The sequence below is a fragment of the Niameybacter sp. genome, from assembly GCF_036655075.1.
Classification (GTDB): Bacteria; Bacillota; Clostridia; order Lachnospirales; family Cellulosilyticaceae; genus Holtiella.
Genome location: NZ_JAVVQU010000015.1, coordinates 1 through 23,839 on the forward strand (window position 1 = coordinate 1; position 23,839 = coordinate 23,839).

Below are 23,839 nucleotides of genomic sequence, written 5' to 3' on the forward strand. Positions count from 1 at the left end.
ACTCATAATAATCTTGACTCTTTTAAAGCCATTAATTTTACCAAGATAGGTATATGTATAGTAGGTCTTACCGCCGACTGTCACTACGTCTAGCTCATGTTGTTTGAGCGTTTTGATAAAGTCACTAATCTTTATACCATCTTTTTTATAGCCTCTAGGGAAGATTTTACGGTTGGATTTTAATGCACCAATGTACTGGAACCCTATGGACTGTGAAGCATTAAATACAGCTTCGCAGCTATACCAACTGTCTGCTAAAACATAGCCTTTATTAGCAGGCTTAGGGAATTCCTTAAGTGTGTTTTGAGCAAGTTCTATTTTACTCATTTCATCTTTTTGATACAGGATAATATCATAGGGTAAAACAAGCTTTTCGCAGCGGAGCATAACTGTTACAAACTGATGTCCGTATACCGTTTTCCTTTTTAAATGTGAGTTATGGAAAGAACAGCCTTGTATTTTACGTTGTGCCTTTGACGAGGGCACAGTCTTTTCATTAACAGTATCGTCAATAATAATGTAAATAGGCTGACCAGTATCAATGGAACGTTGCCAAATACGCTTGATAGCATACCTCTTCATTTCTTCAAGAAGAAGGGATTCGTTCCAAGAACTCTTATTAATAAATCTGGAAATTGTTGTGCGATGTTTCTCGGTATAGAATTCATTTACATCAGATATTTTTCCGTTGAAACCCTTGAGTACCATAGCTAAAAGAAATGCTATTAGATGTCTGAACTGTGGTTTAGAAAAGAATAAGTCCAGATTTAACTTATTTAGGAATTTGATTATATCTAAAGAATCGTTTATAATTAGTTCATTAAACATTTATGTAATCTCCTTGTGATTATTGGTTTTAGTCGACTTAATTATAACAGGGGATAGCATAGATGTTTTTTATTTTGCCCAAAATTCTATTGGTAATTTATTGGAACTGAATTTGCACGTTTATAGTAAACTACTTAAACAAGGAGGCAACAACATATGCAACAAGTGAAAAGAAGCTTAGTCTTAACCTTTGGAACAGCAGCTAAAAGTGAGGAAAACATTACGATTACCAATCCAAAAGAGGTCCTATCAGGTGTGGCAATTAAAAAGGCCATGACAGATGCCTTAGCCACCAATGCTATTGGTGAGGTGGTACAGGCAGATAAGATTATCGAGGCTAAATTTGTGATTCAGCAAGTAGCAGCCGTGGACTTCGAAGAGGCCTAAGAGATGGAAGAGCTTTTGAGCCAAATTGGTAATTTTGGCTTTCCTATTATCCTTTCCATGTATTTACTCATTCGGATTGAGAATAAGATAGAAACCCTTTCTAGTACAATCTACCAATTGAGTAAAGTACTAGAAAAAAGAAATCAAGATTAAGAAAAATGCCTTCATACCATCTACAAGATGGATGTGAGGGCATTTTTATGGTCTAAAAAGGGAGAAAGGATAATATATTTATAGAAGAGGATTCTTACCATTTTTTAGGGAGGTAGATACCCTTGAAGAGTAAAAGAAACATAAATAATTTTTCCTTATATAAGGGAAATTAATAAAAGAATAGACAATCTAGATGATCCAAAACATAAGAAAGTGAGATGATGAAATGAAAAGAAATAGAAGTATCGTTGTTTTTATGATTTCCTTACTCATTCTGATTGCATTGTTAGCAGGGTATATCTTGATGAATAAGAATCAAAATGACGTCAGTATAGGCTCGTACAATGTAGAACAGACTGGACAAATCGTACAAGTAAATAGGGAAGTGCCAAGTACAATGGAAGCATGAGAAATGCGCCTAGAAGTAGCTTGACAAGATGTAAGCCTTTCTCTATACTAGTTCTAATTATTTAAAAGGAGGTAGGACATGGGAAACGTTGCAGCATTTTTTGATATAGATGGAACGATTTATAGAGAAGGGCTTATTACAGAGGTCTTCAAGAAGATGATTAAATATGAACTCATTGATGCAAGTAAATGGCATAGTGATGTAAGACCAGCTTTCTTAAGTTGGGACAAAAGACAGGGTGATTACGACACTTACCTATTAAAAATGGTCGATGTCTATACAGAAGCTGTAAAAGGAACAACACCTTACCATATCGCATACATTGCCCAAAAGGTGATTGAGCAAAAAGGCGACCGTGTCTATACTTTTTCAAGAGAGCGCATTAAAGAACATAAGCAAAAAGGGGATAAGGTCATTGCTATATCCGGTTCACCTATTGAATTGGTGAAGGAAATGTCTGGTAAGTATGATATGGATGACTATCGTGGTACCATTTATCAGGTCAATGAACAAGGCACTTATAGTGGTGAAATTGTACCTATGTGGGATGCTGTAAGTAAGCGTAAATCTATCTTGGAAATGGTGGAGAAGTATGATATTGACTTAGAGGCAAGCTTTGCCTACGGAGATACAGCAGGAGACTTAACCATGCTTAAAATGGTAGGAAAACCTTTTGCCATTAATCCAACTAAGGAGCTTCTTAGTCAAATTTTAGAGGATGAAGCACTGAAGCAAAAAATTACTATTATTGTAGAAAGAAAAGATGTTACTTATCGTATGCCACTAGAGCATTTAGATATTATATAAGTAAGTCTAAAGCGTTTGAAAAAATAAAATAAACTCCTTATAATAATAAGTATTAAATCATATAATGGCTAGATGAAAAGGGGGAGTACTATGACACAGAAGAAGTTTTACGAAGAAAAATGGTTTTGGTATGCTGTTTTAGCAATGGTGAGCATAATCTGTTTAACAAGACGCAATAAAATCATCGTTAAAGGTGTGGGAAATGGCAATGCAAATGGATCTAACTTTAACAGTACGACCAATAATCCCTAAAGTATAATAAAACTCCTCTTACTGAGTATAAGGGGAGTTTTATTATATATATGTTCTGATTTTTGTATGTTAAGTTAATTTAACTTGACAGAAGGTGTTTATTATGGCAAAATGAAACAACTTTAATAAGAAAAGTAAGGGGAATAGAATGAAAACATTAGAATTTTACAAAAAAAATTTACAAGAAAAAGGGATAGAGCTTGAAGCGGGGATTTTAAAAAATGAAGAACATTATTTTACTAAACTTTGTGTAGCACATAAGCTTGAAGATGCAGGATGTGTACAAGAAGCTTATGAGATTTTACGTCACTTATATGAGACAAGTGCAGTACGTTTTGACAGACATCTTTTTGCAAGTTACGAAGACTATTTAGAAGAAAAAGTGAAATATTTTGTAAGCCTTGCCCAGTTAAGTTATACCCTCACACATAACCCAGCTCAAAGCTTACCTTATTTAGATGAAGCACTCATCACTCTAGATGGAGAAGAAAGCGCTTATCCATATATTGACCGTGATGACATTGAAAAATTAAGAAATGAGTACATGAACCTAGCTGTTTAATAACTGCTAGGTTTTTTTATTACCAAGAAACTTGTGACCAAGCTTGGAAGAGTTGATATAATAGAAGAAAAATGCAGAAGGAGGAAGCACATGGTAGAGTTTATATTAGGGGTAGCAAAGAGCGGAAAGACCACAGTATGCTACGATGCAATTCAAGAAGCTTTAAAAGATGAGGCATATCACAATCTGATTATGCTTGTGCCAGAGCAGTTTAACTTACAAGTACAAATTGAGCTGGCAAAGTTGCTAAGTCCTGGACTTTTACGTACAGAAGTCATGAGTTTTAAGAACTTAGCGAAGAAGGTGTTGAAAGAAGTAGGTGGAATCAAGGAACCGCTTATTGATGACTTAGAACGTGTAATGATTCTTAAGAAGTTACTTGAACAGCATAAGAAGGAGTTAGCGTATTATAAAACCAGTTATAGCAGTGAAGGATTTGTAGATGGGATGAATCGCCTAATCACCATCTTTGAACAAAATGAAGTAGACAAATCTATGCTAGAAGCTTTAACAGGAGAAGATAAAAGTAGTGATGTCTTTAAGTGCAAGATGCAAGATATCATAGCTATTAATGAATGGTTCCATAGCTTTATCAAAGAGCGATTTGTAACGGTGGAAAAGACAATGGAGCGTTTGGCAGGGTCTATTTCTAAGAGTCAGTATTTAGAGGATGCAGTGGTATGGATTGATGGATTTTATGGTTTTACTGCTACCCAATTGAAAATTATTGAAGAGCTCATGCACAAAGTACAAAAGGTCATCATTACGCTGCCTATAGACCGTCAGTATGATAAAGGTGAGTATGTATATCCTAACAATCCTTTTTACGATAGTATTAAGAACTATCAAGGGTTGGTGAAACGCTGTGAAGCTGGGAATGTGGAGACTAAGACCTATGCTTTAAAAAATGAAAATGTAGCTGCAGATGCCCTAGCTTATTTAAATGAAAACTATTTAAAGTCTTATGCTAAGCCTTACGCACCTACACAAGATGCTATTAGACTTACAACTTATGCCTCAAAAGATGATGAGGTTGTACAAGTAGCTAGAGAAATCGTTAAGTTAGTCCGTGATAAGAGTTATAGATATCGTGATATGGCCATTCTTGTAGGCGATATGGTGCAGTATAAATCGACTATTATGAGTACCCTTAAAGAGTATGGGATTCCGGTATTTATAGATGATAAGAAGAGTATCCACACCAATAGCCTTGTAGCAATCATTGATGGAGTACTAGAAGTACTAATCACGAATTGGAGTTATAAGAGCATGATGACCTTCCTCCGTTTCAATATGCTTGCGATCAGTCGTGAAGATATAGATATTCTAGAAAATTATATGCTTGAACAGGGGATACAAAATAAGAAAAAATGGCAAGCCGATTGGGAAAGAGAAAGTAAAGGAATAGACTTAGCATATATCAAGAGGATTAAAGAGCAGGTGATGGCACCACTTGTAAGCCTTGAGGAAGCCTTGAAGCAGGTTAAAGATACAAGTGGGAAGATGAGAATTAGTGAAGCGAGCAAAGCTGTATATCAATTCTTAGAAGATATTCAGGCGTATGAGACCATACAAAAGCGTATGAGCTACTATAAAGTACAAGGTGAGCGAGCACTGGAGTTAGAAAATACCCAGATATGGGGACAAGTTGTGGATACCTTAGAGCGTTTAGTGAACCTACTTGGGGATGAAAAAGTAGCTTTAAAAGCTTACAAAAATATTTTAAAGACAAGTTTTAGCTATATAGAAGTAGGTATTATTCCCCCTTCAAAAGATCAAATCATTGTAGGAAATATTGATAGAAGTCGTATTCCACAAGTAAAAGCACTCTTTGTTCTAGGGGTAAATGAAGGTGTGATTCCTAAGGTGGATGAGGGGATGCCACTCTTTTCTGATATGGACAAGCTCACCTTGATGCAACTGTGTGAAACAGGAGATGAAAAGCGCTCTAGACTTTATGATGTTATGGTGCACAATCCGCTGTACTTAGGCCAGTTTTTGGTGTACTACGCCTTTACGCGTGCGAGAGAAAGATTATATGTAAGTACTATTCAGGCAGAGGAAACAGGAAAGGTACTTCGCCCTTCTATTGTATTTTATAAGTTGAAGAAACTATTTGGTATGGAAGAAGGTTCAAAAGATATACTAGACCCTCTACAACTTCCACGCCCAGCACTTGGGTATATAGGTTGGGAAATGAGAAGGTATTTAGATGGGCAGGGTGAAGAGGGGCCATGGCAAGATGCAGTGAGTTGGTTTATGACTTCTAGTCAGTGGCAAGATAAGTTTAAGCATTTAACTTCTTATATGGCCTATAGCAACCAGCAAGACCAGTTAACAGAAGAAAATGCAAAGCTCTTATATAGTGAAGGACTTGTGACCAATATTTCACAGCTTGAGCTTTATCGTAATTGTCCATGTTGCTATTTTATTCGCTATGGGCTTAAAGCATCAGAACGTAAAGTGCTCCAATGGAATGCAGCTGATCTTGGGACACTTTTCCATGAGACACTAGAGCGCTATCCCAAAGAGCTTAAGAAGCAGAATACAACTTGGACAGCGGCGACGGAGGAACAACAAGATACGTGTATAGAAGAAGCACTGCGTTATAGTGCGGTCAAACTTAGTCAAAATGCAAAACAAGATGGGCGATTTGCCTATACACTAAAGAAAGCACAAAAGATGACTAAGCGTGCAATAGGTGCCTTAACCTATCAACTTAAAGCAGGTGAGTTTGTACCAGAAGCTTACGAAGTGAGCTTTGGAAGCGAGGAGATGCCACCTATAGAAATCATCTTAGATGATGCGCATACATTGTATTTAAAAGGACAAATTGACCGTGTAGATGTGTATATGAAAGATGAGGATGCACGCTATATCAAAGTATTAGACTATAAGTCTGGGAACAAAAACTTTAGTCTACTTGAACTTTATCATGGACTTCAGCTTCAGCTACTACTTTATTTAGATGCCTATTTACGTCTAAATGAGAAGAATAAGGCTGCAGGGATGTTCTACTTCCACATTGATACACGTACCATCAAATACGAAACAGGTATGGCTCTTAGCGAAGCACTTACAAGACAGTTGAAACAATATAAGCTATCAGGTCTTAGCACCAACAATATAGATATTCTAGAAAAGTTGGAGGAGGGTATAAAAGGAGAGATTGTACCTGCTAAGAAGAAAAAGGATGGAACACTTGGAAGTACATCCCAAGTGGCAAGTGAGGGGCAGTTCCAAGCATTGATGGGCTATATGCATGAGCTCATACGCAACTTAGGCCGAGATATGCTGGCTGGAAAGATTAGTGCGAGACCTTGTAAATTAAAAGAAAAGGATGCTTGTGCATTCTGTAAATACCATACGATTTGTCAATTTGATGCAAGTACAAAAGATAATCAGTATGACCAGCTTGAAACATTAGGGAATAAAGAGATTTGGGAAAAACTTAGTAAAGGAGGGGTGACAGATGGCATGGACACCGATGCAACAAGCAGCCATTGATAAACGTGGTGCTACTATTTTAGTTTCTGCAGCAGCAGGTTCAGGAAAGACAGCGGTACTTACAGAACGTGTATTTAAAAGGATTATGGGCAATGAGGAAGAAACAGGGATAGATATTGATAGATTCCTTATCGTAACCTTTACAAGTGCAGCAGCCCATGAGATGAAGGAGCGTATTGCAGACAAGATGAGTAAGGCAATAGAGTATCTTCAACAAGAAGATGATGGCGAACAAGAGATGGAAAAGGTAGCTTATCTTGAAAAGCAATTAGCCCTTTTACCAAAGGCTTCAATCTCTACTATCCATTCTTTCTGCTTGAAGGTGATTAAGAACTATTTCACTTATTTAGAGATTGACCCTAATATCAAAGTGGGTAATGAGTCAGAATTACAAGTTATGAAACTAGACCTTTTAGAAGAAATGTTAGAAGAGGCCTTTGAAGAAGAGGACAATGAGGATTTCTTAGAACTTGCAGAGACTTATGGAAGTATTAGAGGTCTAGAACCTCTAATGAACTTAATATTAGATTTATATACCTTCTCAAAAAGCACCATCTTCCCCAACGCGTGGTTAGATGAGATGAGCCAGAAGCTATGTGAAACCCACGAAGTAATGGGAGCATCTGCGTGGGAACAAGAACTCATACAAGAACTCATGGCAGACTTTAAGGATTTAAGGCAAGTTTACGCAGAGGCCTTAAAGCTTACGCGTAAGCCAGATGGTCCAGCAGCTTATGAAGAAGCTCTAGTCAAAGATTTAGAACAGATTGAGCATCTTTTAGAAGTGCCTATAGAACATGTGGAAGAGCTGATTGGCTGTATCGAGGGGATTAACTTTTCTAGGCTTTCAGGGAAGAAGCAAGACTGTAGTGATATACTCAAAGACCGTGTAAAAGGGTACAGAGAACTAGCTAAGGATATCGTCAAAAAGGCTCAAACAGTGACTAAACTTCTAGCAGACCCTTATCTAAATAGCAAAACTTACAAAGCAGGGGAGTTAATGAAGACCCTTGTGAAGTGGGTGAAAAACTTTGATGCTAGATTTAGTGAGGCAAAAAGAGATAAGGGACTTGTGGACTACAATGACTTAGAGCATCTTGCACTCAAACTCTTTGTGACCCATGGTAAAGATGAAAAGGGGAGCAAAAAATTAGCTTATACAGAAGTTGCAAGGGAACTTGCTGACTTCTATGAAGAAATCTACATTGATGAATATCAAGATAGTAATGCAGTACAAGAGACCTTGCTAGGTGCCATAGCCCTTGCTAAAGAGGAGGGACCAACCCGCTTCATGGTTGGGGATATGAAGCAAAGTATTTATCGTTTTAGATTAGCCAATCCTCTTATCTTTGCAGATAAGTATGAGCGTTTTGATAAATACCAAGAAGATGGGGCACATACTGAAATTTGTATTGACCTTTCTCAAAACTTTAGAAGCCGTGCAAATATCTTACAAGGAACAAATGACTTATTTAAGCAAATTATGAGTAGACGGGTGGGGGAGCTTTGCTATGATGATGATGCTGAACTTAAAGTAGGGAATCATTATGAAGAGGGAGACTATGAAGCTTATAGAGAGCAGGTGGCAGACCAAGTAGAAGTTTGTCTAGTAGAGACCCAAGATAGTGCAAGAGGTGAAGAAGAGTCAGAAGAAGGCACAGGTGAAGAATCGCCAGCAGACCTTAAAAATATCGAAGTAGAAGCATTGATGGTAGCAAAGCAGATTGGTGCACTTTTAAGAGGAGAAGCCAATCCTAAGGTGGTTTATGATAAGGAGATTGGAGCCTATCGTAAAGTAGAGCCAAGGGATATAGTCATCCTCTTGCGGTCAGTACAAGATAAGGCGAACCTTTTTGAAGAGGCACTCTTACGAGAGGGGATAGATGCCTACGCAGATGTAAGTAGCAACTTTTTTGAGGCGATGGAAGTGCGTATTATGCTGAGTCTTTTGCAGATTCTTGATAATCCTAGACAAGACATTCCACTCCTTACGGTACTACGCTCACCAATGGTAGGATTAGACTTTGATGAAATATTGCAAGTGCGTAAGCTGGACGAGGAAATAGATTTATATACAGTATTGTGCCGTTACCTAGAACTTGGAAAAGCTTCTGTGACTTTACAAGAGTTTATGAAGTTATTAGCTCACTATAGACAAGAAGCAGCACTCATGCCATTAGAAGAACTGATGGCAAGGCTATTTGTTGAAACAGGCTACTACGGATATGTAGGGATGTTACCAGCAGGAGCTAAGAAAAAAGCCAACTTAAAACTGCTCAAAAAATATGCAGAAGACTTCGAAGCCAACAGTGGTGTAGGGCTTTTTGCTTTCTTACAATACATGGAGAAGTTGAAAAACTCAGGGGCAAAAATAGGAGAAGCTAAGCTTGTAGGTGAAAGTGAAAATCTTGTTCAGATTATGACCATTCATAAAAGTAAGGGGTTAGAGTTTCCTATTGTGTTTGTATGTAACACCAACAAGGCATTCAATAACTTAGATATTATGAAAAATGTGTTGATGCATCATGAATTGGGGCTCGGACCTAAGTATACAGACCGCGATACCAATATTTTATATGAAACACTTCCGTTTGAAGCCATCAAGCGACGCATTCTTTCCGAAAATATATCAGAAGAAATGCGTGTACTTTATGTGGCACTTACAAGAGCCAAAGAAAAACTATTTATTACAGGGACAGTAAAAGACTTGCAAAAAGAGATTGAAAAATGGAGTCCTTTTGCCATTCGAAATGAGGAAGGAATCTTGCCACTTGGGCTTAGAAAGTCTCCAAGTTACTTGAATTGGATTGGTATGAGCTTATTTGCGCACTCAGAGTTTGAGGATTTCAGAGTGGCAACGGGAATAGATGCCCCTTATTTGTTTGAAGGAAGTGGGAGATGGAAACTTTCGACCTGCTCTAAGGACAGCCTTTTAAGTGATTATCAAACCGTAGAGGAGAAAGTAGAGCAAAGAGAGGCGCTACTTGAACATTGGAATGTAGAGGAAGCCTATACAGAGCATAAAGAAACGTTATATAGCTATTTAAACTATGTATATTCTCATGAACTTGCTACAACTATGCCTGTTAAGGTGACGGTGTCTGATCTTAAGAAGCAAGCGATGATAGACCAGTACCAAGAAGATGTTGAACATACTTCAGTGTTAGAAAAATCAAGCCAAGCACATCTCATAGAGCATGGGGGGAACACAGAAAATAGTATACAAGCAGACAATGAGTCTGATATACTAAGTACCCAACATCTAAACCAGATCCAAGAGATGTTTGAAGAAAAGCCTATTCCAAAGTTTATGCAGCAAGAGGCTAAGATGCAAGCAACTGTAAGGGGAACGCTCATCCATAGTGTGTTTGAACAGCTAGATTTGATTCAATGTAAAACAGCAGACTCAATTAGGGCAGAGCTTACACGCTTAGTAGAGACAGGCAAGCTTCATGAAGAGGCAGTTAGCCTAGTAGACTTAGCCCAATTAGAGCATATGGCACACTCAGACATGCTTCGTCGCATGGAGGAAAGCCGTCATATATGGAAAGAAAAAGCCTTTGTATACTTATTGCCTGCCAATGAGGTAGAAGAACACTACAATCCAGAAGAAGAAATTTTACTTCAAGGGGTAGTGGATACGTGCTTCATTGAAGAAGATGGAATTGTTATCATTGACTATAAAACAGATTACATTGATGAGAAAGCACTTCAAGAAGGCATTGAACGTATTAAAGGGCGTTATAGTGTACAGTTAGAGCTGTATGCAAGAGCCTTAAGCCAGATTACTGGTCTGCCAATCAAAGAGAAGTGTTTGTACCTCTATCATATTGATAGATGGGTAACTTTAAATTAATACGAGGGAGAATAAAGATGATTAGACTAGAACGTACTGATGTAATGAATATTGAAAATGCTATAAGAGGTGCAAGAAACCCTATGAATAGCTGGCATAGAATGGATAGTGAGTATGATGAGACAGGTCACTACATCCTTGGAGAAAACGATTTAGACCTTGGTAAAAGACTTTGTAGAGCAGGGAGCGACCACCGTAAGTTCTTACGTCAAATCTTTGTTTCTGTAGACATTACAGCACCCCTTTACTGGTGGAAGGAGTACGACACTTACAAAGTAGGTACAACAGCTAATTCTACAAGTACTATGCACAAAATTCATAGTAAAGCTTTTGAAAGAGAAGATTTCAGTATAGATCATATGAATCCAGCAACACTTGCTACATTGGATGTGATTGTGCAACAATTAGAGACACTTCGTGTAGATTTCAATGAGACAAAAGATAAGACTGATTGGTATAGCATGATTCAACTGTTACCATCAAGTTACAACCAAATGCGTACATGCTCTATGACCTATGAGAACATTCGTAATATGTATACAGCACGTAAAAGTCATAAGTTAGAAGAATGGCATACTTTCTGCAGATGGGTAAAAACACTACCTTATGCAGAAGAATTTATCATATCTTAAGGGCAAAGGCGTAGAGCTAGAACAAAGAGGGGATTACACTCGGTAAAATAAGTGTAATCCCCTCTTTGTTATGAATTTTTCATTGTAAATGCTCACTTTGAAGTTTGAAATATACAGTTAGTATTTACAAATCATAGGAGGTTATGCGTGTGTGGTCATTGTATTATTTTTTAAAGCATGACGTTCGGCTGCTAGATTTTGAATAAGTACTTCAAAAGTCCAATGGATAGAAGTATCAGTAACTGTAGCCATAAGTGGTCTTGGAAGACGGAATTTTTTTAGACCTTCAATAAAAGCATTTGTTCTATTAGAAGGGACATGATTGAATACGATTGTCTTATTCATAGGGATGTCAATAGATGCAGTAGCTTGCAAAGGATTATCTTCTAACAAGTCAAATCCACCACCTTATTTTTAAATTATTTGTTTAAAAGTGTCATTAAGAGTTCGTTGTTACGTTGTAAGAATGCTTGCATAGCTTCAGCGCTTAAAGTTTGATTAGAAATAAGTGCTAGGTCATAGAGGTGATGACATACTAAGTCTTGGGTATGTGCATCTAAGTCCTTTTGGGCAAGTGTGGTGATGAGTGGATGGTTTTCATTAAGCACTAGAGTTGCCTCATTTGCTGGTAAGTTTGCTGTATCCATACCATAGAGTTTCATCATTTCTTGCATACGACGGCTTTCCTCTGAGATAAGAAGCATAGAAGGTACAGAAGTACTTTTAAGACTTTCAAGTTTTACTTTAAGTTTATCTTGGTTTAAGATATCGCCAAAGAGCTTGCCAAGTTTTTCTTCTTGAGCAGTATCAATAGCTACACCATCTTGTTTAAGGGCAGAAGAGATATCTGCATCAATACGCATAAAATGAACATCTTTATTTTTCATTTCTGCATGAGAGATGAAAGAAGAATCGATAGGATGATTCAAGTAAACAGCTGAGAGACCATTTTCTTTAAACATACTTACATATTGTGATTGTTTTTCTTTGTCTGATACATAGAAGACTTTGTTCTCGTTAGTATCCTTAACTTTTTCAAGATAATCTTTCAGTGTGATATAGGTATCTTCTGTTGTTTTGTAGAGAATGTAGTCATTCATTTTATCAGCAAATTTTTCTTCTCTTAAGCAGCCGTATTTGATGAATGGAGAGATAGAATCCCAACATGATTCATAGTGCTCAATTTCTTTTTTGTAAAGAGAGATCAGTTTGTCTGCCACTTTTTTCGTGATATAGTCAGAAATTTTCTTAACGAAGCCATCATTTTGAAGGAAGCTACGAGATACGTTAAGTGGAATATCTGGACAGTCAATAATCCCTTTAAGAAGAAGTAGGAACTCAGGAATGACCTCTTTAATATTATCTGCAACAAAGACTTGATTATTATAAAGTTTAATTTTACCTTCTACCATTTCATATTCATTATGCAGTTTTGGGAAGTATAAAATACCTTTTAAGTTAAATGGATAGTCCATATCTAAATGAATCCAGAAGAGTGGTTCGTTATAGTCCATAAAGGTTTTGCTATAGAAAGCTTTATACGCTTCATCAGTACATTCAGAAGGCTTTTTGGTGTAAAGTGGAACAGGATCGTTCACTGGTTTTGGTTCTACAACTTCTGGTGTCTCACCTTCTTTTGTAGGTTCTTCTTCTTTGTTTGCATCAATCACATAGATAGGTACAGGCATGAAGTTACAATACTTTTCAATGGTAGAAGAAAGGGTGTGATAGTTGAGGAAATCTTTACTTTCTTCATTTACATGTAAAATAATATCTGTACCACGTGCCAAACGTGTGCCTTGTGTTAAATCATAGGTTGTACCACCATCACAAGTCCAGTGAACAGCTTTGCTACCCGTATAAGAACATGTATCAATATCTACAGTGTCGGCAATCATAAAGCTTGAGTAGAAACCTAGACCAAAGTGACCGATGATTTGATCTTTGTCCATTTTATCTTGGTATTTGTTGAGAAAGTCTTCAGCACCAGAAAAAGCAATTTGTGTAATATACTTTTCAACTTCCTCTTCTGTCATCCCAATACCATTATCAGATACTGTAATAGTACCTGCTTTTTCATCAACGATGACTTTTACTTCAAAAGGCACATTAAGCGTGTCTTTTATTTCGCCCATATCACAAAGCTTTTTGAACTTTAAAATAGCATCACAGGCGTTGGAGATTATTTCACGCACAAAAATATCGTGATCTGAATAAAGCCATTTTTTAATAATAGGGAAGATATTCTCGCTATGGATAGATAAGTTTCCTTGCTTAGACATAAATAAAACCTCCTAAAGATAAATTTGGTTGAGTAATTATATAATTCCTTAAACATATCTATAATACTATTAACAAAAATTGATTGTCAACTACCTATAGGCAGATAATTGAAACTAGAATAACACTTATATTTAAAATTGGAAATAAACATGAAGAACTACCAAATATTACTGTAATAATAGAAAGCATCTTGGGGTAAATTATGACTATAACCGGCAGCAAAAAAGCTGGTTAACAAAATCCAATCAACATTTTCAAGGAGGCAACTCAAATGAAAAACCAAGCATTAGACGCAATGAAACAAGAAGTAGCTTCAGAACTCGGTGTGCCATTAAAACAAGGTTACAACGGAGACATTACAGCTAAACAAGCTGGTTCTGTTGGTGGAGAAATGGTAAAACGTATGATCGCAGCTCAAGAAGCTCAAATGGGTGGAAAATAACTCAAAACAACTAAATAACGCGGTATCTTAAAGACTTGTGTAGTATCACGAAACATAAGCATAGGATATAGGTAAATAAAAAGGAGTATTCCACTTGGATTACTCCTTTTTATTGTTTGCATTTTTACTCGTATAAATAAGGCCACCAATGCATAATAGCATAGCACCTATTGAGAGTAAGGTAATGACCGTATGATGTAAGATGAAAATAGCGACTAGAAGCTGAATAGCGGTCATTAAAAATAGGAGTAGAAAACTCGTTTTCAATTTGCTGTAATCCATGATAAGCCCCTTTATAAAAAATCATACTTAAAAAGAAAGTTTTTAATCTTAGTATCCCAAATAGTCTCGGGAGACTTGTCTAGTGTGAAAGTCTTATAGGCAATTCCAGTACTGACGGTAATTTCAGAAGCCTTAAAAGTAATGTTAATAAAGCAAGTATCAACGAGGTCAGAGATTGCTTCGGTTTTTTGCTTATTTGTACTTAGAATGATTTTAAAGTAAGAAGGTGACTTGCTTCCAATAATAATTTGATAGATGTAAGGACGTATTTCACCCCAGGTTAAATAATCACTCAAGTCTTCTCTCTCATCGGAGTTGTAAAACTCCATATTTCTATGTCCATCTAAAATAGATTTGAAGGCTGTGTGCAAAATGGCTTCACGTATGAGGAAACTATCAAATAGATCAGACTTAATTAATTTGTTCATAAATTCTTTGTTGTGAGTAATGGTATAAGCTTCTATAAAAACCCCTCCCTATCGTCATTAATAAAAGTCATTACTCTTAGTAAAGCACTTCTTCTAAAAAAAGTCCATGGCTAGGTGAAGTTGGACCAGCTAAAGCGCGAGATTTACCTTCTAAGATGCCTATAACATCACTAGGTTGTATATGTCCTAGGCCTACCTCTAATAAAGTCCCCGTTAGAATACGTACCATATGCTGTAAGAAGCCGTTGCCATGATAGTAGATGACAAGACCACATGGAGCCGATTCAATAGTAATACTATGAATATGTTTAATGGTACTTTTTTTCTTGTTCTTCATAGAAGTGAAACTCTTGAAGTCATGAGTGCCTAGTAAGTGATGGGCAGCTGCCTCCATTTTAGCAATATCTAGCGTTTCAGGTATGTGATAACTATAACGAGTGAAAAAAGGATTTGCAGAAAAGTTGGTATCAATATAGTAAGCGTAGCGTTTAGTAAGACAATTGTAACGTGCATGAAAACGCTCCGAAGCCTCTTTAAGTTGAATAACCGCAATGTCTTGAGGGAGATAGTCACGTAGGTATGCTAGAATTTCATCACAGCTTTTTGAAGTGGTTGTATGGAAGTTAGCAACTTGCATACGTGCATGAACACCTGCATCTGTACGTCCAGAAGCAATAACTTGAACAGGCTCATCAAAAAGTTGTGAAAGGACATTTTCAAGTTTGCCTTGAATTGTTTTAAGCGGTTGGGTGGTCTGAACTTGCCAACCGAGATATTTAGTGCCGTCATAAGCTAGGAACATTTTATAATTATACATAATAAACTCCTTTGAGGATTTCTAGTTTAAGTTTTAACTAACCTTATAAATCTTATACAGTATAACATAAGAATGATAAGAGCTAAAATAACTTTACAGAGGTAGAGTGTGAGAAGAGAAGATAAAAATATAAGCAATATTTGATTGAATATTTAATAAATGTTTAAAATATGTTAAAATATAATAGACATTAAAAGGGGAGAAAAGAGATGAATCTATCGAAATATAAGATAAATGTTAGAACTTCTATTAAAACAAAATGGACAGTGTTTGTCTTAATACTTGTCTTATATCCAATGATTTTAATCGGATATGTAGGTTATAAAAACTATGAAGAAGTTATTACAAAACACTTTATAAATTCTGTACAAAAAGACGTGGTCATAACATCTGAGTGGTTCGAAGAAAAGTTAAAAGACTTAGAAAAGTTTATAACAGATACTCAGTATGATAAGGCGGTTTATGAGTTTACACAGTATTATTATGGACGGCTTAAAATGATGGAAATAGATACAGATAATCATAGCCCGGAAAACATTGAAGAAATAGATAAAATGTTGATGAATGACTATCATATGAAAGAAGAAAAAGTCGGAAAATATTTGCGGTCACTTGTGCTTTCTAGACAAGATGTTGTCCTAGCAGCATATCAATTTAAAGAGCAAAAACAATTTAGCTATATGGAGCTTAGGGATGAACTCAGAGATCGATCTAAAGCTAACTTAGAAAGAGAACAATTTAATAGCCTAGATGTTTTTAACAAAATCAAGGAAAAGTTAGAGGAGAAGGGGCTGAGTAAGACTTATTACATAGATGAATTAAATAATATTTATTTAGCTCAAAAGATTTTTTATAGAGATACCTATCAACATTCAGGTACAATTGTTATTCAATTAGATAAAGAGCAGTTGATGAATAAGTATGAACAATTACTTGAGGGGGCAAAAGAGGCAATCTATGTACAGGCTAATGGAATGGCAGAACTAGTAGGTGTCGGAAACTTGAATGATAAAAAGAAGTATAAACTCAATGAGTTTATGGAGATGAGTCTAGAACGAGATATTGTTTATAAGGAAGAAAATAAAAAAGAGGCGATTGTTTATCATATGTTTTCAACGCAAAATCTCTCAGTAGCTACAGCTGTCTATATTTCGACGGATATACTATTACAAGAGATTAGAGAGCTATCTCGCTTTATATTTATGTTATGTATTAGTACGCTCCCTATTTTCTTATTGCTAGCGAATAAGCTTTATAAGGAATTGATTTACCCAGTATACTTACTCAGTGACAAGATGCAGCAGATTGAGAATGGAGAAATGGGTGTTCAGATTAAAGGAGATTATCAAGATGAAATAGGCCATGTTTATGCTGCTTTTAATAAGATGAGCAAACAAATTCAGTATTTGGTTAACTGTGTTTATAGAGAGAAGCTTATTTTAAAAAGTTCAGAGCTTAAATCATTACAGGCTCAAATCAATCCACACTTCTTATATAATACGTTAGAAATGATTAACTGGAAGGCACGTATAAGTGGAGATGAAGATATTGTACAAATGATAGAAGCGCTGTCAGGAATTATGGAAGTGAATATTGATAGGAGAGATAGCCATTATTTGACGCTTAAAGAAGAAATAGAGTATATGAGAAACTATACTTTTCTTATTCAAAAGAGGTTTGGTGAAAGAATACAGTTTGAAATCAGCGTAGAAGAAGTGTTGCTAGAGTCTAGTATTCCACGTCTTATACTACAACCTTTAGTAGAAAATGCTATTAGTCATGGGATTGAACCAGTAGGGGAAGGAAAGATTTGTATTAAAGTAATAGTAAAGGAAGAGGATCTTGTTATTCTCATTCAAGATACAGGTGCGGGTATAGAGTTAAGTCGATTGGAGTACTTGCAACATGAGCTGAACAACTCACAAAAAGTCTTTATAGAAAATGAAACAGAAGAAAAGGGGAAAGGTAGGAGTCATATAGGGATTATTAATGTACAAAAGAGGCTTAAGCTTATGTATGGAGAAGACTACGGAATGAGCATTGAAAGCGAGCAAGGTAAGGGGACCAAAATTATTATGAGGTTGCCAAAAACAACAGAGGAAGCACTTTAAAGGGGGAAATAGAGATGTATAAGGTACTCATTATTGATGATGAGGTTTTTATTAGAGAAGGTATGAGAAAAGTTATTCCATGGCATGATTTAGGCTGTGAACTTGTAGACGAAGCGCAAAATGGAGAAGAGGGTATAGAGAAGATGATTCAGCATGAGCCACATATTATTATCTCTGATATTCGTATGCCAAAGAAGAGTGGTTTAGAGATGATTGATGAAATGAAGAGTATTAATCAAGATATTCAAATTATCATTTTGACGGGATTTAGAGAGTTTGAATATGCTCAGCAAGCCATTCGACTAGGTGTATTAAGATTTTTACTCAAACCTTCTAAGTTAGAAGAAATTAAAGAAGCTATTGTGAGTGCAGTTGCAAATCTTGAACAATTACCTAAACGAGAGGTTCTGTTAAATCCAACATTAAAGGAAGTAGAAAATGAAGATAAAGGTAGAGAGGAACTTGATAAACCACAGTATTTAGTGAGACAAGCTATTGATTATATTAATGAACACTATGATCAAAAGTTAGATTTGCAAACTGTGGCAGGTGAGCTCTATGTAAGTACTTGGCATCTGTGCAAGGTCATCAAAAAACAAACGGGGACTAACTTTGTAGATTTACTCAATGCGGCACGTATTGAAAAGGCTAAGAGACTGTTGCTTGAGAGCAATATGAAAATCTACGAAATTGCTGAAAACGTAGGGTATACAGATACGGCTTACTTTTCTAAAATCTTTAAAAAGAGTACCCAAGTAACACCTAATGAATATCGTAACAAAATGTACTAACTGAATAAGCACTAGTCAATAAGTGATGATCAATCCATTGTTTTTTGTATAGATGAGAGATTTGAGTTTGATAGATTATAATTTGAAAAGCAAAGAATATGTAAAAGTATGAGCAAATTTAAACAATAAACAGCAAGATAAGCATATTCAATCTGTATATTTATAGTGATATAATTAAATCAAGCTAAAAACTTACTAGCATTTCTTACATATAGGGCATCAAATGAACTAATGTACGCTGCTAAGAGATTAGAAGTGTGTAAGTAAATCTCACCAACAAAAGGGCAATACAAAAAAGAAAGGGGGCTTTTTAAGTGATTTATAAGGACAAGAAAATTGTAGTACTATTTTTACTTCCAGCAATCTTATTCTTAGTAGGTTTTCTATACATTCCATTTTTAATGAGTGTAGTAAACAGTGCCTACAACATCACAGACTTAGCGGGGATCAACAAAACATTTATAGGGTTTGGGAATTATACGGAGTTAATCAAAGATGTCAACATTCATACAGGTATTAAAAATACTTTTATCATGATGATACTTTGCATTGTTTTTGAGTTAGGGTTAGGTACATTATTTGCGTTATTTGTAGATGGGATTAAGAGGGGGGCTAAGTTCTATAGAACTGTATTCTTCTTCCCTGTAGTTATCTCAGCTACAGCAATTGGTCTTATGTTCGTACTTTTCTATGATTATAATATTGGTTTATTTAATCAATTAATAATGAAATTTGGTGGAGATAAAGTACTTTGGATGACAGAAAGTTCAGCGATTTACATGATTGCTATCCCAACAATCTGGCAATATGTAGGATTCTATTTCGTACTTGTGCTTACTGGGATTTCAGCTATTCCAGAAGATATTTACGAATCAGCTTACCTAGATGGTATTACTGGAATCAAAAAAACAATTTACATTACTATTCCTCTTATTAAGGGTGTGCTCAAATCTAGTCTAATTCTTGTTATAACAGGTGCGCTTAAAATCTTCGACTTAGCGTGGACAATTGCACCTAAAGGGATACCAGGAGGAAGCAGCTACTTGCTAGGGACTTACCAATACAACATGGTTTATGAAGCGTCTCGTGTTGGGTATGGATGTGCTATTGCTGTACTCATTGTAGTACTTGGGCTAGGTATATCTCTTTTAGTTAATAAATTCTTAAAAGAAGAAGAAATGTAAAATTTAAAATAAGGAAAGAGGGGTGTAGTCATGGCCAAAGACTTAGCTACGACTAAGGCAAAGAACCTTAAACTTAAAAAGAGTTCTGGGCCAATAGAGCAGTTCTCAATAGGCAAAGTATTTATTCACATAGTGCTTTTACTTTGGGCAAGTACAACGGTTTTTCCATTAATTTGGGTTATGAATAACTCTTTTAAATTAAAAGAAACAATTTTAGTGGATTCATTTAGTCTTGTGAAGGAGCCAGTTCTAGCAAACTATATTACAGCATTTGGCCGTATGAAGATTGGTACTGCCTATATGAATAGCTTAATTATTTCAGGTTCAGTAGTATTGGGCGTAATGTTGTTTGGAGGCCTTGCTTCTTATATCTTGGCGAGGTACAATTTTAAGGGGAAGATAGTTGTTCATTCAATGGTAATGGCAGCTTTATTATTTCCAGCATTTGCAACAATCGTTCCAGTATTTACAATGCTCTATAATGCAGGCCTTATGAATACTCATATTGGCGTTATCTTGCCTCAAATTGCAGGAAATATGGCATTTGCGATTATCATCATGGTAGGATTCATGTCTACTATTCCCATGGAACTTGAAGAAGCAGCTGTAGTGGAAGGCTGTGGGGCTTGGCAAATCTTCTGGAAGATTGTTGTGCCAATTTCAAAACCTTCATTTGCAACAGTAGCAATCTTTACATTCTTATGGTCATACAATGACTTGTTCTTACAAAAGATTATTATTCGTAAAACACAAGTACGTCCAATTTGTGCATTACTTGATACAATTAAATCACAATACGGTACAGACTATGGTTTAATGTGTGCATCTGTTATTCTAGTAGTTGTACCCGTGCTTATTGTATACTTATTCTTACAAAAATATATTATTAAAGGTCTTACAGCGGGTGCAGTAAAAGGTTGATGTAAAACTCGGGGGAGTGTTAACAACATTTCTTAGCTTAAAAAGGAGAGAAGAAAATTATGATTAAATTTGGTACAGGTGGCTGGAGAGCCATCATCGGTGAAGATTACATTAAAGATAATGTGGTGCTTGTAGCACAAGCTGTGGCAAACATTATGCAGACAGAAGAAGTCACACAAAAGGGTTTAGTAGTAGGATATGACAGACGTTTCCTATCAGATAAATCTGCTAGATGGGTAAGTGAAGTTATGGCTGGAAATGGCATACCAGTACAAATTATTAATAAGATTTCTCCTACACCCCTCATTATGTATTATGCAAAGACTCATGGCAATCACTATGGTATAGCCATTACAGCCAGCCACAACCCAGCAGAATACAATGGTATCAAAATTTTCACCCTTGGTGGACGCGACGCAACAGAAGAAGTCACTGACAAAGTGGAATCTATTGTTGCAACACTTACAAAAGATGATGTGAGACAAATGGATTATGAAGAAGCAAAAGAACAAGGGATCATTAAGGAAGTTAATCCTTTCAATGATTACATAGATACAATTTTAGGGATGCTTAATGTTGAAGCTATCCGTGAAAAGGAGCTTAAAGTACTTGTTGATCCAATGTTTGGCGTGTCTAAAAATTCACTTCAAGCACTTCTTATTAGTTGTCGCTGTGAAGTAGACCTCATTCATGATCGTCATGATACACAATTTGGAGGAAGACTTCCTTCACCAACTGCGGTAACACTTAACAGACTTGCTAATATGGTTGTTGAAAAGAAATATGATATTGGTATTGGTACAGATGGTGATGCGGATAGACTTGGTATTATTGATGAAAAAGGTAACTTTATTCATCCAAATGATATTATGGCATTATTATATTATTACATGCTTAAATACAAAGGCTGGAGTGGTCCAGTTGTTAGAAATATTGCAACAACACACCTTTTAGACGCTATTGCGGAAAGTTTTGGTGAAAAATGTTACGAAGTACCAGTAGGATTTAAACACATCTCAGCCAAAATGGAAGAAACAGATGCTGTTATTGGTGGAGAAAGTAGTGGTGGTCTTACTATTCGTGGACATATTAAAGGTAAAGATGGTATATTCGCTGCTGGTTTACTTGTAGAAATGATGTGTGTAACAGGCAAACGCCTTGCACAAATGTTAGATGAAATTCATGCAGAGTTTGGAAACTTTGTAATGACTGAAGATGACTGTCGCTTCTCACATGCTAAAAAAGATGAGCTAGTAGAAGTACTTTTCCATGAAAAGAAATTACCTGCATTTAATATTCCAGTAGCTAAAGTAAGTTATGAAGATGGATGCAAAGTGTACTTTGAAAATGGTGGATGGATTATTGCACGTTTCTCAGGTACAGAGCCTCTTATTCGTGTGTTTGCAGAAATGAGTACAAAAGAAGAAGCAGAATCTATTAGTAGACAAATGCTAAGCTTCTTAGGTTTATAAGCACATATAGAAAATCTTATACACTTTATAAATTTTACCGATATAATGGTAGAATAGAACTTATTTTATCTATTTAGGAGGAAATCATGTTTAACATACAAGAAATCTTTAGCCAAATGACACTCCGTGAAAAAATCGGACAAACATTTCTTCAATATTATCAAGGGTATGAGGATCTTCCAGAATCTCTTATCGAAATGAATAAACGTACAGAATTAGGTGGTATCATCTTTTTCTCAGGAAACAACGTAAGAAACCTTGAACAGTTCCGTGAAATGAACAAACGTATTCAAGCACATGCTAAAGAGAATCGTTTTGGTATTCCAATTCTTCTTACTATTGACCAAGAAGGTGGACAACTTACAGCTATTCACCAAGGAACAACTATGTTCCCAGGGAATATGGCAATGGGATTTGCAAATGACGAGGAAATGGCATATAGACAAGGCGCACATGTTGCTAAAGAATTAAACTATGCAGGTATTGATGTGTGTTATGCACCAGTACTTGATGTAAGTTACGATAGAATTAATGGTGTACCAGTTGTAGATAATCGTATGTTTTCAAGCAAACCAAGTGTTGTTGCAGATATGGGAACAGGCTTTATTAAAGGGCTTGAAGAAAATGGCATTGCTGCATGTGGTAAGCACTTCCCGGGGATGCGTTTAACACAAGAAGACACACACTTCAAAATGGATGTACACTCAGGTGACATGAAACGTCTTGAAGAGGTAGAACTTGTACCTTATAAAAAGGCTATTGCAAATGGGCTAGGCTGTGTCATGATGCACCATGGTATTTTCCCACCACTTGATAGTGAAAACCCAGCATCAATGTCTAAAAATGTAGTAAATTACTTAAGAAAAGAGCTAGGGTTTGATGGGCTTATCGTTACAGATGACCTTATTATGAAAGCGGTACTTGATGCATATGGTCAAAAGCAACCATTAGTAGAAGCGATGAATGCAGGGTGTGACCTACTCATGTCTACATGTGCAGGTAAATGGTATGTTGATTTCATGGAAGAGTGTGTGCAAAATGGTACAATTTCTGAAGAGCGTATCAATGAAGCGTGTCTTAAAGTATTAGAATACAAAGCAAGATATCGTTGTGGTGAATTCCCAGAAACAAAAGCATTTGATAAAGCTCAAGGTGATGAAATTGCTTATGAAATTGCTAAAAAATCGCTCATTCTTTACAAAGGGGAAAAAGCAGATTTCCCAATTAAACTAGAAGAAAAAGAAAAACTTGGAATTATCTTTGGGAATCCAGCACGCCTTGTAATGAGTGATGCAATTAATCTTTATGATAAGCTATCTATTGAAGAAACAGTTAAAAAACATGGTTACCATAACAATACAAAAGAAGTGATTATGCCATGGAGACCTACTCATATGGAAAGAGTATCTGTAGGGGATATTGCAATTATCTCTGACTTTGTTATCTTTACAACGGTTAATGCCTACTGTTTCGAAGAACAAATTGAAACAATCAAATACATCCGTGAGTTCTGCCCAACTAAAAAGGTTATTGGTGTAGCGACAAGGAGTCCAGAAGATGCGAAGCTTCTTGCTAATTATTGTGATTATGTTGTTGTGACAGGTGGATTAACACAAGTTACACTTGACGCTTTAGTAGAAGCTGTATTTGGTGATGGAGACTTTGAGTTCAATCCAGCAAAACAATTATTTGAATAAATTTACAACAGGTGCCAC

22 protein-coding genes are annotated in these 23,839 nt (G+C 36.1%); 16 read left to right on the forward strand and 6 right to left on the reverse strand.

Features of this window, described 5'->3' with window-relative positions; all coding sequences use genetic code 11:
• Positions 1-828: transposase (locus RRY75_RS05825; RefSeq protein WP_332715935.1), on the reverse strand; the 828-nt coding region annotated here is incomplete at its 3' end.
• A gap of 156 nt (positions 829-984) precedes the next feature.
• Here RRY75_RS05825 and RRY75_RS05830 point away from each other — a divergent pair.
• The 9 genes from RRY75_RS05830 (at position 985) to RRY75_RS05870 (ending at position 11,393) form a co-directional block, all read left to right on the forward strand.
• Entirely contained in the window at positions 985-1,215 is a 231-nt protein-coding gene (locus RRY75_RS05830) for a DUF2922 family protein (protein ID WP_332527363.1), read from the forward strand.
• A gap of 3 nt (positions 1,216-1,218) precedes the next feature.
• Positions 1,219-1,368 (forward strand): YvrJ family protein, encoded by a 150-nt coding sequence (locus RRY75_RS05835; RefSeq protein WP_332527364.1) that lies wholly within the window; start codon positions 1,219-1,221, stop codon positions 1,366-1,368.
• A gap of 226 nt (positions 1,369-1,594) precedes the next feature.
• Complete coding sequence (locus tag RRY75_RS05840; protein WP_332527365.1) at positions 1,595-1,777, forward strand: hypothetical protein; 183 nt, start codon at positions 1,595-1,597, stop codon at positions 1,775-1,777.
• A gap of 78 nt (positions 1,778-1,855) precedes the next feature.
• Entirely contained in the window at positions 1,856-2,584 is a 729-nt protein-coding gene (locus RRY75_RS05845) for an HAD family hydrolase (RefSeq protein ID WP_332527366.1), read from the forward strand.
• A 90-nt stretch (positions 2,585-2,674) separates the two neighbouring features.
• The gene (locus RRY75_RS05850; RefSeq protein ID WP_332527367.1) at positions 2,675-2,836 is read left to right on the forward strand and encodes a hypothetical protein; all 162 of its coding nucleotides are present in this window, start codon (positions 2,675-2,677) and stop codon (positions 2,834-2,836) included.
• A 148-nt stretch (positions 2,837-2,984) separates the two neighbouring features.
• Complete coding sequence (locus tag RRY75_RS05855) at positions 2,985-3,398, forward strand: hypothetical protein (protein WP_332493983.1); 414 nt, start codon at positions 2,985-2,987, stop codon at positions 3,396-3,398.
• 90 nt (positions 3,399-3,488) lie between these two features.
• A complete protein-coding gene (locus RRY75_RS05860) occupies positions 3,489-6,905 on the forward strand; it encodes a PD-(D/E)XK nuclease family protein (protein ID WP_332527368.1) in 3,417 nt (1,138 codons plus the stop codon).
• The gene (gene addA / locus RRY75_RS05865) at positions 6,871-10,761 is read left to right on the forward strand and encodes a helicase-exonuclease AddAB subunit AddA (protein WP_332493985.1); all 3,891 of its coding nucleotides are present in this window, start codon (positions 6,871-6,873) and stop codon (positions 10,759-10,761) included. Before RRY75_RS05860 ends, addA begins: the two co-directional genes overlap by 35 nt.
• 17 nt (positions 10,762-10,778) lie before the next feature.
• Complete coding sequence (locus RRY75_RS05870; RefSeq protein ID WP_332493986.1) at positions 10,779-11,393, forward strand: hypothetical protein; 615 nt, start codon at positions 10,779-10,781, stop codon at positions 11,391-11,393.
• A gap of 141 nt (positions 11,394-11,534) precedes the next feature.
• Here RRY75_RS05870 and RRY75_RS05875 read toward each other — a convergent pair whose 3' ends face one another.
• Together RRY75_RS05875 and htpG are read right to left on the reverse strand one after the other, a co-directional pair.
• Entirely contained in the window at positions 11,535-11,786 is a 252-nt protein-coding gene (locus tag RRY75_RS05875) for a DUF3783 domain-containing protein (protein ID WP_332493987.1), read from the reverse strand.
• A gap of 26 nt (positions 11,787-11,812) precedes the next feature.
• Positions 11,813-13,675, reverse strand: a complete 1,863-nt coding sequence (gene htpG / locus RRY75_RS05880; RefSeq protein ID WP_332493988.1) for a molecular chaperone HtpG — start codon at positions 13,673-13,675, stop codon at positions 11,813-11,815.
• 272 nt (positions 13,676-13,947) lie between these two features.
• Between htpG and RRY75_RS05885 the strand changes: the two genes are divergently transcribed.
• Positions 13,948-14,118 carry an alpha/beta-type small acid-soluble spore protein gene (locus RRY75_RS05885; RefSeq protein WP_332493989.1) on the forward strand — a complete coding sequence of 57 codons (171 nt, stop codon included), beginning with the start codon at positions 13,948-13,950 and terminating at the stop codon, positions 14,116-14,118.
• A gap of 99 nt (positions 14,119-14,217) precedes the next feature.
• Here RRY75_RS05885 and RRY75_RS05890 read toward each other — a convergent pair whose 3' ends face one another.
• The 3 genes from RRY75_RS05890 to truA all read right to left on the reverse strand — a co-directional run bounded on the left by RRY75_RS05890 (position 14,218) and on the right by truA (position 15,645).
• Positions 14,218-14,400, reverse strand: coding sequence for a hypothetical protein (locus RRY75_RS05890; RefSeq protein ID WP_332493990.1), 183 nt, complete (start codon positions 14,398-14,400; stop codon positions 14,218-14,220).
• An 11-nt stretch (positions 14,401-14,411) separates the two neighbouring features.
• Positions 14,412-14,828 carry a DUF5721 family protein gene (locus RRY75_RS05895; RefSeq protein WP_332493991.1) on the reverse strand — a complete coding sequence of 139 codons (417 nt, stop codon included), beginning with the start codon at positions 14,826-14,828 and terminating at the stop codon, positions 14,412-14,414.
• Positions 14,829-14,904: 76 nt separating this feature from the next.
• Positions 14,905-15,645, reverse strand: a complete 741-nt coding sequence (gene truA / locus RRY75_RS05900; protein ID WP_332527369.1) for a tRNA pseudouridine(38-40) synthase TruA — start codon at positions 15,643-15,645, stop codon at positions 14,905-14,907.
• A 209-nt stretch (positions 15,646-15,854) separates the two neighbouring features.
• On the opposite strand from truA, the gene RRY75_RS05905 reads away from it, so the two are divergent.
• The 6 genes from RRY75_RS05905 to RRY75_RS05930 all read left to right on the forward strand — a co-directional run bounded on the left by RRY75_RS05905 (position 15,855) and on the right by RRY75_RS05930 (position 23,821).
• On the forward strand, positions 15,855-17,756 hold the full coding sequence (locus tag RRY75_RS05905) for a sensor histidine kinase (RefSeq protein ID WP_332493218.1): 1,902 nt from the start codon (positions 15,855-15,857) through the stop codon (positions 17,754-17,756).
• A 14-nt stretch (positions 17,757-17,770) separates the two neighbouring features.
• A complete protein-coding gene (locus tag RRY75_RS05910) occupies positions 17,771-18,547 on the forward strand; it encodes a response regulator transcription factor (protein WP_332493217.1) in 777 nt (258 codons plus the stop codon).
• Between the two features lie 314 nt (positions 18,548-18,861).
• On the forward strand, positions 18,862-19,731 hold the full coding sequence (locus RRY75_RS05915) for a carbohydrate ABC transporter permease (protein WP_332493216.1): 870 nt from the start codon (positions 18,862-18,864) through the stop codon (positions 19,729-19,731).
• 30 nt (positions 19,732-19,761) lie between these two features.
• On the forward strand, positions 19,762-20,652 hold the full coding sequence (locus tag RRY75_RS05920; RefSeq protein ID WP_332493215.1) for a carbohydrate ABC transporter permease: 891 nt from the start codon (positions 19,762-19,764) through the stop codon (positions 20,650-20,652).
• 59 nt (positions 20,653-20,711) lie between these two features.
• Positions 20,712-22,124 (forward strand): phosphoglucomutase/phosphomannomutase family protein, encoded by a 1,413-nt coding sequence (locus RRY75_RS05925; protein ID WP_332493214.1) that lies wholly within the window; start codon positions 20,712-20,714, stop codon positions 22,122-22,124.
• Between the two features lie 86 nt (positions 22,125-22,210).
• Complete coding sequence (locus tag RRY75_RS05930; RefSeq protein WP_332493213.1) at positions 22,211-23,821, forward strand: glycoside hydrolase family 3 protein; 1,611 nt, start codon at positions 22,211-22,213, stop codon at positions 23,819-23,821.
• Positions 23,822-23,839: the final 18 nt, after the last annotated feature.